This window comes from Vibrio sp. 1288 (assembly GCF_033344475.1).
Map to the genome: position 1 here is coordinate 1 of NZ_JAWPOX010000065.1, position 11,147 is coordinate 11,147.

Annotated in this window: 8 protein-coding genes and 4 tRNA genes; all 12 read left to right on the plus strand. The window is 44.6% G+C overall.

Annotated elements, in window-relative coordinates:
- Positions 1-106: 106 nt before the first annotated feature.
- A complete protein-coding gene (locus R8O11_RS24205) occupies positions 107-685 on the plus strand; it encodes a hypothetical protein (protein ID WP_318194526.1) in 579 nt (192 codons plus the stop codon).
- A gap of 3 nt (positions 686-688) precedes the next feature.
- Complete coding sequence (locus R8O11_RS24210) at positions 689-3,307, plus strand: DEAD/DEAH box helicase (RefSeq protein ID WP_318194527.1); 2,619 nt, start codon at positions 689-691, stop codon at positions 3,305-3,307.
- Between the two features lie 290 nt (positions 3,308-3,597).
- Entirely contained in the window at positions 3,598-4,080 is a 483-nt protein-coding gene (gene pncC / locus R8O11_RS24215) for a nicotinamide-nucleotide amidase (RefSeq protein WP_005380875.1), read from the plus strand.
- 200 nt (positions 4,081-4,280) lie between these two features.
- Positions 4,281-5,324: a recombinase RecA gene (gene recA / locus R8O11_RS24220; protein WP_005380874.1), complete on the plus strand. Its 1,044-nt coding sequence runs from the start codon at positions 4,281-4,283 to the stop codon at positions 5,322-5,324.
- Positions 5,325-5,451: 127 nt separating this feature from the next.
- The gene (gene recX, locus R8O11_RS24225) at positions 5,452-5,919 is read left to right on the plus strand and encodes a recombination regulator RecX (protein ID WP_005383799.1); all 468 of its coding nucleotides are present in this window, start codon (positions 5,452-5,454) and stop codon (positions 5,917-5,919) included.
- Between the two features lie 142 nt (positions 5,920-6,061).
- On the plus strand, positions 6,062-8,644 hold the full coding sequence (alaS, locus tag R8O11_RS24230) for an alanine--tRNA ligase (protein ID WP_053306770.1): 2,583 nt from the start codon (positions 6,062-6,064) through the stop codon (positions 8,642-8,644).
- Positions 8,645-8,856: 212 nt separating this feature from the next.
- Positions 8,857-10,044 carry an aspartate kinase gene (locus tag R8O11_RS24235; protein ID WP_005383803.1) on the plus strand — a complete coding sequence of 396 codons (1,188 nt, stop codon included), beginning with the start codon at positions 8,857-8,859 and terminating at the stop codon, positions 10,042-10,044.
- A 92-nt stretch (positions 10,045-10,136) separates the two neighbouring features.
- Entirely contained in the window at positions 10,137-10,334 is a 198-nt protein-coding gene (csrA, locus tag R8O11_RS24240; protein ID WP_004415691.1) for a carbon storage regulator CsrA, read from the plus strand.
- Positions 10,335-10,668: 334 nt separating this feature from the next.
- Positions 10,669-10,760: transfer RNA gene (locus tag R8O11_RS24245), tRNA-Ser, on the plus strand.
- Positions 10,761-10,791: 31 nt separating this feature from the next.
- A tRNA-Arg gene (locus R8O11_RS24250) sits at positions 10,792-10,868 on the plus strand.
- Between the two features lie 29 nt (positions 10,869-10,897).
- Positions 10,898-10,989, plus strand: a tRNA-Ser gene (locus R8O11_RS24255).
- A gap of 85 nt (positions 10,990-11,074) precedes the next feature.
- Positions 11,075-11,147: transfer RNA gene (locus R8O11_RS24260), tRNA-Arg, on the plus strand.

The window sequence follows — 11,147 nt, forward strand, 5'->3', positions numbered from 1 at the left end:
TACATGGAAGTTACTGAAGAACTTAATGAAAACAGGATGTTAAGTCTTCAGCAACAATTAAAGGGAACATAGCCATTCGTTCAAAGGAAAGCAAAAGCATGAATTGATGCAAAAAAAGGTTACATGGTCTGCATTTGAAAAGCAGCATTCAAAAATCTTATCGGACATAGAAGCATTAGAGCGAAAATATGAGAGCGAGTATGACTCGATTAAAAAGCAGATGAAAGATGGGGTCATAACTGTTTCGGGGGAGCGAGTGATTGATGAGTCGGTGCCGGGAGTTGGGGGGAGTTTTACATACTGCACGCTAGGGGAGGCTATTCAGGTTGATAGCTTGCTTACTGGTGAGGGTATGCCTTCATTTGATGCGCTTGCTCGTTACGTGTTCTACACAGCCACGGGACAGTCGCTGGATGCTGTGTCAAAGCGTTCTGTAGATGGTTTTATTGGCGAGACCGACTTATTCCGCATCCACTTGTTCTATCAGCCTGATGTTGAGTGGTTGCGCTCAAACGAAGCTGCTCTAAATAGTGAAAAAGTTGAGGCAATTAAAGCGAGCTCAACTAGCAAAAAGAGGATAATTGTTTTTGCTGTTGCAAAGTTTATGAGCCAAAAAGAGCTGTCGCAGAATCGAATTGAGTTTTGCCAGTTACCTTATGCAGTTCACCGCATTATGGGGGGCTAGTTGATGGAACTCAAAGATTATCAAGTCAAAGTGTTGGAGCGTTTAGATACATATCTATCGACGCTATCCTCCAGTAAAGAAGAGGCTGAAGAGTATTTTGAGTTTCAGGTCAGTCGAGGCAAAGAGGCTAAATTAGATAATTATTGCGCCAAAGCGTGGGATGAGTTGAATACGCAAAGAAAGCTTCCAGAGTTACGTGACAGGTCTAACAACAGACAGGTGGCACCCTATATCAATCGTTATGATGGCATGGATAGGGGTATTCCAAATGTGTGCTATCGAGTCCCTACAGGGGGTGGAAAAACACTCCTAGCGGCAGCAAGCCTTGAGCGGATTCAGACGGACTATTTCAAAGAGCAAACTGGCTTTGTGTTATGGGTGGTGCCTTCAGATTCAATTTATAAGCAAACATGGAAAAGTTTAGCTAATAGAGAGCACCCATATCGTCAAATGCTTGAACGAGCGTCTGGTGGTCGAGTTAAGCTTTTAGAAAAAGATGATGCATTTACTAAGCGTGACGTAGAGCAGCAGCTCTGCGTCATGCTACTTATGCTGCAATCATCGAATCGCAAGTCTAAAGAGTCGCTGCGGATGTTTCGTGACAGTGGACGCTTCACTTCTTTCTTCCCGGTCGAAGATGATTGGGTTGCCAATGATGAACTCTTGTCAAAGGTGCGAAATCTAGAGTCGAATGACTTAGCGGGTGGTGGGCTATTTGGGAATAACCTATCTATCAAAATGAGTTTGGGTAATGTTTTACGGCTAGTTAGGCCAACTATCATTATCGATGAGGGGCATAAGGCTTACAGTGACTCTGCGAGAGATACGCTTTGTGGTATGAACCCTAAGTTCATATTGGAGCTGTCAGCAACACCAAACTCTAAAGGTAAGCATCATTCCAATGTTCTGGTTAATGTGCCGGGTCAGAATCTGAAAGAAGAGCAGATGATTAAAATTCCAATTAATGTCAGCAATGACAGTAAGGCAGATTGGAAGCACACATTGGCTACAGCTCATGCTCAACTTGAGTCCATTTCCAAAGAGGCTGATGACTTTCATAATGAATCGGGCCGCTATATCCGACCAATAATGGTTATTCGTGTAGAGCGTACTGGTAAGGAGCAACGTGACTCTGGGTTCGTTCACACTGATGATGTGCGTGATTATCTAGTTAAGAACCTAGGTGTGGATGCGGGCTCTATTAAGGAAAAAACGGCTAGTGCGGATGAAATAGGCGATGAGGACTTAATGAGTGAATATAGTCCTGTACGTTACATTATCACTAAAGATGCTCTAAGAGAGGGGTGGGATTGTCCGTTTGCATACGTTCTGACAGTGCTGTCTAAGATGACGGCTCAAGCAGCCTTAACGCAGATGGTAGGTCGTGTATTGAGGCAGCCGCATGCAGAGAGCACTGGAAGGCAGTTGCTCGATGAATGTTATGTTTTCACATATGACCAAGATGTGACAGAGGCTGTTGAGAGTGTCAAGAAAGGGCTGGAAGAAGAGGGGATGGGAGACCTTACTGATTTCGTAAATGGTTCAAATGAAGGTGATTCCACCAGCCCGAATAAAGTTAGAGTAGAGTCTATCGCGCTAAGGGATAGCTTTAAGCAGGATGTAAAGAGTGTTTACCTGCCAAGAGTGCTTCATAGAGACCATAGTGAAGCAGAGGGATATCGTCTTTTTGACTATGAGCAAGATATTCTTGGCGAACTGGACTGGGATGAGTTCACTTTTTCCAAGGCAGAAAGCATAGTCTTACAAGATGAAACTATGCATCGAACGGTAGCGAGAGTCGAGTTTGAAAAAGCACCTGATTTGCTTTCATTCGATACTTATGAACATACAGATAGTGGTATTGATGAGCCCTTCTTGGTTCGTCAGCTTATGGATGTGATACCAAATCCTTGGCAATGTATGAGAATTCTGTCGGATACACTCGCAACCCTGAGGGCTAGAAAGGTTTCAGAAGAACAGCTATATGTTGGTAGGCTTGATTTGTTGAAGGAAATGAAGAAAGACCTTCAGCATCAGGTTGCTCAAGCTAGTGAGCTGCTTTTCAAAAATAAGCTCTCAGAGGGTCAGATTGCTCTTACCTTGGTTGAGCCTAAAGAGTCAGAGTTAAACTGGACCGTTCAAAAAGATATGGATGTTCGACTTCAAGATGGGGACCAAGTTCTACGCAGAAGAAATGGAGAGGACATTCAAAAGAGCCTTTATGAGCGAGTCTACAAGCGCGGACTGAATAACCTTGAAATACCAGTTGCCCAACACTTGGATAAAAGTGATTCGGTTCATTGGTGGCACAGGGTGGATGTTAGCAGAAAGGAATACAGTCTTCAGGGGTGGCAAAAGCAAAAAGTTTACCCGGATTTGTTGGTTTGCTTGCGCAACCAAAAGACAGGCGACCTATCTTTCACTTTGTTGGAGACAAAGGGTGAGCATCTAAAAGGGAACGACGATACAGAGTATAAGCGCAAGTTGTTTGAGTTATTTTCTCAACATGCGTCTGACTCAATCAATTCTGGAAAGCTAAGTTTGGGATTGGCGTCTGGCTTGAGTTTTCAGATGCTTCTCGAAACAGACTGGGAGCAGGGTTTGCTCAAGCAGGGCATATAGAGTTCAAGGAGTCAGCGTAGGCTGGCTCTTTTTTTACTTGCAAATAAAAGTGATACTCATTACCAATTAAGTGGGCTTGATTATGCTTTGTTAGGCTTTCTAGTGTAGGTAAAAGTATGGCTTGACTGCTCTTGGTTGTTTAAGTTATTGATTTGACAGCTTAGAGGTACTAATGCATCAGGAGTGTGTTTTTGTTCAGCTTTCACAGGTAAGTTCTTTTGTTTATTTCCGTAGCGGCTTAGGATACGTGAATCCCTATCAAGTAAAAAGAGACAAAGGGCATTTTGGCTATGGAAAAAACAACAAAATTGAGTGCCGATTTAGGCGCATTATTGGCTAAACACGGGCATCTTTTAACGACCGCAGAATCATGCACTGGTGGTGGTGTTGCAACCGCCATTACTGACATTGCTGGTAGTTCAGCGTGGCTTGACCGTGCGTTTGTCACCTACAGTAATGAAGCGAAAATGGAGATGCTTGGTGTGCAAGCTTCAACGTTAGAAGCGCATGGTGCAGTGAGTGAGCCAGTTGTGATTGAAATGGTACAGGGTGCAATGAAAAACTCCAATGCGACCATCGGTGTGTCCATCAGTGGTATTGCAGGGCCGGGGGGTGGCAGTGAAGAGAAACCAGTCGGCATGGTCTGCTTTGCTTTTGCTGATAACCAAAGTTGGCAGCAAGTCGAAACCATGCATTTTACTGGTGACCGTGCAGAAGTTCGCAAAAAAGCGGTCGAGCATGCGCTGACTCAATTGTATCAACATCTACTCTAGAATTTCTTAAATTGTTTTAGCCCAGCATTGATAAGGGCTAGAGCAAATCACGACTTTAGGTCAGCCAAATTTTTTTCATACAGGTATGGACACTGTATGAATCAACAGTATAATAACTTTCATTGCTGAGCAGTTCTTCTGCTTAAGAAAAATGAATTACTATTCGTCGCCCAAAGAAGATGAATAAATCGGAGAAAGTAATGGACGAGAACAAACAGAAAGCGCTCGCCGCTGCGCTAGGTCAAATTGAAAAGCAATTCGGTAAAGGCTCTATCATGCGCCTTGGTGATAACCGCGCAATGGACGTAGAAACCATCTCAACGGGTTCTCTTTCTCTTGATATCGCTTTGGGTGCTGGTGGTCTACCAATGGGTCGTATCGTAGAAATCTACGGCCCAGAATCTTCAGGTAAAACAACATTAACGCTTGAGCTTATTGCTGCTGCGCAACGTGAAGGCAAAACTTGTGCGTTTATCGATGCAGAGCACGCTCTAGATCCTGTATACGCGAAGAAACTTGGCGTAGATATCGATGCATTGCTAGTTTCTCAGCCAGACACAGGTGAGCAAGCGCTAGAGATCTGTGACGCACTTGCACGTTCTGGTGCTATCGATGTTATGGTTGTCGACTCTGTTGCAGCGCTAACACCGAAAGCAGAAATCGAAGGCGAAATGGGCGATAGCCACATGGGTCTGCAAGCACGTATGCTTTCTCAAGCAATGCGTAAGCTAACGGGTAACCTAAAGCAGTCTAACTGTATGTGTATCTTCATCAACCAAATCCGTATGAAGATTGGTGTGATGTTTGGTAACCCAGAAACAACAACAGGTGGTAACGCACTTAAGTTCTACGCTTCTGTTCGTCTAGATATCCGTCGTACTGGCGCAATCAAAGAAGGTGACGAAGTCGTAGGTAACGAAACGCGCATCAAAGTTGTTAAGAATAAGATTGCAGCACCATTTAAAGAAGCAAACACACAAATCATGTACGGCCAAGGCTTTAACCGCGAAGGTGAACTTGTCGATCTAGGTGTGAAGCACAAGTTAGTTGAAAAAGCCGGTGCTTGGTATAGCTACAATGGCGATAAGATTGGTCAAGGTAAAGCGAATGCATGTAACTACCTGCGTGAGCACCCTGAAGTGGCTAAAACTATCGATACAAAACTGCGTGAAATGTTGCTAGCGCCAGCACTTGCGGAAGCGCCTGAAGCTGGTGAAGCGCCAGAGCAAGCTGAAGAGTTTTAATCTCTCATAGATTAATAAATGACAAAGCCCTGCAATGCGGGGCTTTGTTGTATCTATTGAAATCAAAAATCGAATTATCACAAAGGCCATTGAGAGCCTGTACAGCAAAAATACTTTTAGGATCATCATGTACCAAAAACGCCAGGCGCCAACATTATCGAGCAAAGAGGCTGCTATACAATTGCTTAGCCGTCGCGATCATGGTCAGTATGAGCTTTACCAAAAATTATCGATGAAGGGCTATGAAGAATCAGACATCGACATCGCAATTAATTTTTGCCTAGACCATAACTATTTAGATGATTTACGTTACGCGAAGAGTCAAATTAGACAGCATGTATACAAAGGACATGGAGAGCGTCGAATTCGTCAAGAGTTAAACCAGAAGCGTGTTGCGGAATCGGTGATTGAGCAAGCTATGGCTGAAGAGCCGCAAGATTGGTTTGAACTGGCTAAACAGGCGGCAGAAAAGAAATTCAAAGGTATTAAAGCCAAAGACCAAAAAGAGTACGCAAAACAAGTTCGTTTTCTGCAGTATCGCGGCTATAGTTTTGACCAAATCAGCTACGCGCTGAACTTTGAGGACGAAGATTAACGGTCAGTCGTCCGCACTGATTTTTGTTTTGCTTCAAATTTTTTCTCCTACTCCCTCTTTTCCTCAAGAAAACTAGTCTCAGCTGTTTGCATGATCTACAATACGGCAAAATTCTAACTCGACTATTTTCAGGAAGAGCTGCATGTACATGAGCACTGATGAGGTTCGTAACGCGTTCCTCAAGTTCTTTGAGAGCAAAGGACACCAAATCGTAGAAAGTTCATCGTTAGTTCCACATAACGACCCAACCCTGCTGTTCACAAACGCAGGTATGAACCAATTTAAAGATTGTTTCTTAGGCTTAGAAAAACGAGCCTACACTCGAGCGACTACGGCTCAGCGTTGCGTACGTGCTGGTGGTAAACATAACGACCTAGAAAATGTTGGCTTTACTGCTCGTCACCACACATTCTTTGAAATGTTAGGCAACTTCAGCTTTGGCGATTACTTCAAAGAAGATGCGATCTCCTTTGCTTGGGAATTCCTAACCGAAGTTCTTAAACTGCCAGCGGATCGTTTATTGGTAACTGTTTACGAAACCGATGACGAAGCGTTTGACATCTGGAACAAGAAAGTTGGCGTACCCGCTGATCGTATTGTTCGCATTGGTGATAAAGAAGGCGGCAAGCCGTACGAGTCTGATAACTTCTGGCAAATGGGCGACACTGGCCCTTGTGGTCCATGTACTGAAATCTTCTACGATCACGGTGAGCACATCTGGGGTGGCCGTCCTGGCACGCCTGAAGAAGATGGTGACCGTTTCATCGAGATCTGGAACAACGTATTCATGCAGTTCAACCGTCACGCAGACGGCACTATGGAACCGCTACCAAAACCATCGGTAGATACTGGTATGGGTATCGAGCGTATCTCTGCAATCATGCAGGGCGTTCACTCAAACTACGAAATCGATGTATTCCAAGCTCTTATCAAAGCAGCAGCAGAAGTGATCGGTTACGAAGACCTATCAAACCAATCACTACGCGTTATCGCTGACCACATCCGTTCATGTTCATTCCTGATCGTGGATGGTGTTATGCCTTCAAACGAAGGTCGAGGTTACGTATTACGCCGTATCATCCGTCGTGCAGTTCGTCACGGTAACAAGCTGGGCGCACAAGGTGCATTCTTCCACAAGTTGGTTGGCGTTCTAGCTGACATCATGGGTACGGCTGGTGAAGAGCTGAAGCGTCAACAAGCTGTGGTTGAAAAAGTACTGCGTATCGAAGAAGAAAACTTTGGTCGTACACTTGAGCGCGGTATGGCGATTCTAAACGAAGCACTAGATAACCTAGACGGTAAAGTACTAGACGGCGAAACCGTATTTAAACTTTACGATACTTACGGCTTCCCAGCTGACTTAACTAACGACGTAGCACGTGAGCGTGAGTTCGCAATCGACGAAGAAGGTTTCGAGAAAGCGATGGAAGCGCAGCGTCAACGTGCGCGTGAAGCGGGTAACTTCGGTACTGACTATAACGCAGCAATCAAAGTTGATACGCAAACAGAATTCTGTGGTTACACAGGTACTAAAGGCTCTAGTTCTGTAGCAGCGATGTTCGTTGAAGGCAACGAAGTAGATTCGCTATCTGCGGGCGACAAAGCAATCATCGTACTTGGTGAAACACCATTCTACGCAGAGTCAGGCGGTCAGTGTGGTGACGCTGGTGAAATCCGTACTGAGTCTGGTGTATTCCGCGTTGAGGACACTCAAAAACTAGGTAACGCAATCGCGCACCACGGTGTAATGGCAGAAGGCGTTCTAGCGAAAGGTGATGAAGTAGCAACTATCGTTGACGCAGAGCGTCGCGCAGCTATCTCTCTAAACCACTCAGCAACGCACTTGCTACACGCAGCACTACGCCAAGTTTTAGGTGAGCACGTAACGCAGAAAGGCTCATTGGTGAAGGCAGACAACCTACGTTTCGACTTCTCACACCTAGAAGCCGTAACTGCAGCAGAACTGAAAGAAGTTGAGCGTCTAGTTAACGCGCAAATTCGTCGCAACCACACGATTGAAACCAACGTGATGGACATTGAGTCTGCTAAGAAGAAAGGCGCAATGGCACTGTTTGGTGAGAAGTACGATGACGAAGTACGCGTACTGTCTATGGGTGACTTCTCGACAGAGCTTTGCGGTGGTATTCACGCATCAAGCACAGGTGATATTGGCCTATTCAAAATCACTTCAGAAAGCGGCATTGCTGCAGGTATTCGACGTATTGAGGCGGTAACAGGCGAGGCTGCATTAGACGCGATTGAAGCTCAAAACGCGAAGTACGAAGAGAAACTGGCAGAATCTGCACAGAAAGCAAAAGCGCTAGAGAAAGAAGTGCAGAAGCTAAAAGATAAGATGGCGGCAGCAGAAAGCGCTAACATCATGGGCAAAGCGGTTGAAGTCAATGGTACAAAAGTTCTAGTCGCAGCTCTTGAAGGCGCTGACAGCAAGAACCTACGTACTATGGTTGATGACATTAAGAACCAAATGGGGTCTGGTGTCGTACTGCTTGCTAACGTAACAGGTGACAAGGTTGGCCTGATTGCTGGTGTGACTAAAGATCTAACTGGTAAAGTAAAAGCTGGTGATCTAGTTAAGATGATTGCTGAGCAAGTCGGTGGTAAGGGCGGTGGTCGTCCTGACATGGCTCAAGCTGGTGGTACTGATGTAGCCGCACTACCAGAGGCAATTAAAACAGTTCAGCCTTGGTTAGAAGAGCGCTTATAAGCTTTTAACTACTAAAATTACGCTCAATCAAGTTTCTTTGATTGAGCGTAATTTTTTTTAGCAGCCAAGTGGTTTAATTGACTAAAAGTTAACCGAGTCATTTAGGCTATTTGGTTTTTGTTGTAACTACTGCTTATATAATTTTTCTAAAAGGAAATACTGACGATGTAAGCAGTTCTAAAGAGACTTCGGTCTTGGGAAGGTGAAGACTGGTGAAAAAGCCCCTTATCGTGCAAAAGTTTGGCGGAACCTCTGTGGGTTCAATTGAAAGAATCCACCAAGTTGCTGAACACATCATTAAGGCGAAAAATGATGGCAATCAAGTTGTTGTTGTCGTGTCTGCAATGTCAGGCGAAACAAACAGACTGATGGACCTCGCTAAACAGATAGATAGCGTGCCTACAGCTCGAGAACTTGATGTTTTGCTCTCTGCTGGTGAGCAAGTGTCAATGGCACTGTTAGCAATGACACTCAATAAATTGGGTCATGCTGCACGCTCGCTTACCGGAGCACAGGCGAATATTGTGACGGATAATCAACACAATGACGCAACGATTAAACACATTGATACTAAGACAATTCTGGGATTGCTTGAGCAAGACCAAATCGTGATTGTTGCAGGCTTTCAAGGTGTGAATGAGAACGGGGATATCACCACATTAGGTCGAGGTGGCTCAGATACGAGCGCAGTGGCACTGGCAGGCGCATTGCGCGCTGATGAGTGTCAAATCTTTACCGACGTTGATGGTATTTATACTTGTGACCCACGTGTAGTGAAAAACGCGCGAAAATTGGCGGTTATCGATTTTCCTTCCATGGAAGCGATGGCAAGCCGAGGCGCGAAAGTATTACATTTACCTTCAGTGCAATTTGCATGGAAGAATAATGTGCCACTGCGCGTGCTTTCGACATTTGATGTTAATGAAGGCAGTCTGGTAAAGGGGGAGTTAGGCAATCAAGCCGTCTCTGGTATAGCCATTCAACGTGACCTTGCCATAATCGAAGTCGATAAAGAACATTTATCTAGTGCTACAAAACAATGTCAGATGTTGGGTATCGACATTTGGAATGTGATCGAGGAAACAGAACGGGCAGGTATCATGATAAAACAAGATGCATGTGCCAAGTTCGATCTGGTGTTCAGCGACAAAATCCGTAATAGTGAAGTGGTAAGCCTGTTGACCGCAGTGGGGCTTGAGGCCAATGGAATGGTAGAGCACGCATGCGATTTGTTGGCAAAGCGAGATATTGAGATCAATTTCAGCGCAACGAATGCACTCACTATGATGCTAGTTTTAGCACCCGAATGTGTGGATACAGCAGCAAACATTCTGCATGATGCTTACATTACGTCTAGTGAAGCATTAAACATTCAACAAAAACATGCCTTTTTAGGCTGATTTTCGCTAACAAGGTAGTTTACGAAAATATAACTTTTGTTGGATAATAGCTTTGTAGCAAGAAAATTTAGAGATTACTCAAGGAGCAAAGAATGCTAATTTTGACTCGCCGCGTAGGCGAAACACTGATGATTGGTGATGAAGTGACTGTAACTGTACTAGGTGTTAAAGGTAACCAAGTGCGTATCGGCGTTAACGCTCCGAAAGAGGTTTCAGTTCACCGTGAAGAAATCTACATGCGCATTCAAGCTGAAAAAGGCAATGGCAACGTTGCTTCAGGTAACTACTAAGTCGCTCCTGTTTACAGAGCTTAGTTTGAATGAAAAAGGCTAACCGAAGGGTTGGCCTTTTTAGTTTTTACTGTTTTTGAAAATTTGCAGAAACTATTGTGTTGAGTATGGCTGTGAATTCATCAATAATGTTGATTCGAACTTCAGAAAGTTATTTGAAAATAAATGTCTTTTTTTCAGAGAAGACTCTCTTTTTTTCATCATAATAGAGTGATAAAGTTCGTTTAATAGTCACTTTGATTAAATCAGCAACGGTTAAGCCAGTTTCGTAGATTTTTTCAAAGAAAGTGTTTGACATATTTTCGGTAAAACGTAATATGTGCCTCCGCAAGACGGTGAGGTGGCCGAGAGGCTGAAGGCGCTCCCCTGCTAAGGGAGTATACGGTTTATCCCGTATCGAGGGTTCGAATCCCTCCTTCACCGCCATTCTTGCAACGTTGATTTATCAACAAAAAGTGCGTCCTTAGCTCAGCTGGATAGAGTACCTGGCTACGAACCAGGCGGTCGGAGGTTCGAATCCTCCAGGACGCGCCATATCTCTTTTGAGATATAACAATGAAAACGGTGAGGTGGCCGAGAGGCTGAAGGCGCTCCCCTGCTAAGGGAGTATACGGTTTATCCCGTATCGAGGGTTCGAATCCCTCCTTCACCGCCATTCATTGACTGGCCCGATGGCCTTTTTTTTGTTTCGTAAGAAATGAATGTGATTTACTTCACAACTTCTTAGCAAGAAGATCTGCGCGTCCTTAGCTCAGCTGGATAGAGTACCTGGCTACGAACCAGGCGGTCGGAGGTTCGAATCCTCCAGGACGC

What these genes read in the sequence shown, in the direction of transcription:
- R8O11_RS24205 (WP_318194526.1), top strand. Translation starts at nt 107, where the DNA reads ATGCAAAAAAAGGTTACATGGTCTGCATTTGAAAAGCAGCATTCAAAA.
- R8O11_RS24210 (WP_318194527.1), top strand. Translation starts at nt 689, where the DNA reads ATGGAACTCAAAGATTATCAAGTCAAAGTGTTGGAGCGTTTAGATACA.
- pncC (WP_005380875.1), top strand. Translation starts at nt 3,598, where the DNA reads ATGGAAAAAACAACAAAATTGAGTGCCGATTTAGGCGCATTATTGGCT.
- recA (WP_005380874.1), top strand. Translation starts at nt 4,281, where the DNA reads ATGGACGAGAACAAACAGAAAGCGCTCGCCGCTGCGCTAGGTCAAATT.
- recX (WP_005383799.1), top strand. Translation starts at nt 5,452, where the DNA reads ATGTACCAAAAACGCCAGGCGCCAACATTATCGAGCAAAGAGGCTGCT.
- alaS (WP_053306770.1), top strand. Translation starts at nt 6,062, where the DNA reads ATGTACATGAGCACTGATGAGGTTCGTAACGCGTTCCTCAAGTTCTTT.
- csrA (WP_004415691.1), top strand. Translation starts at nt 10,137, where the DNA reads ATGCTAATTTTGACTCGCCGCGTAGGCGAAACACTGATGATTGGTGAT.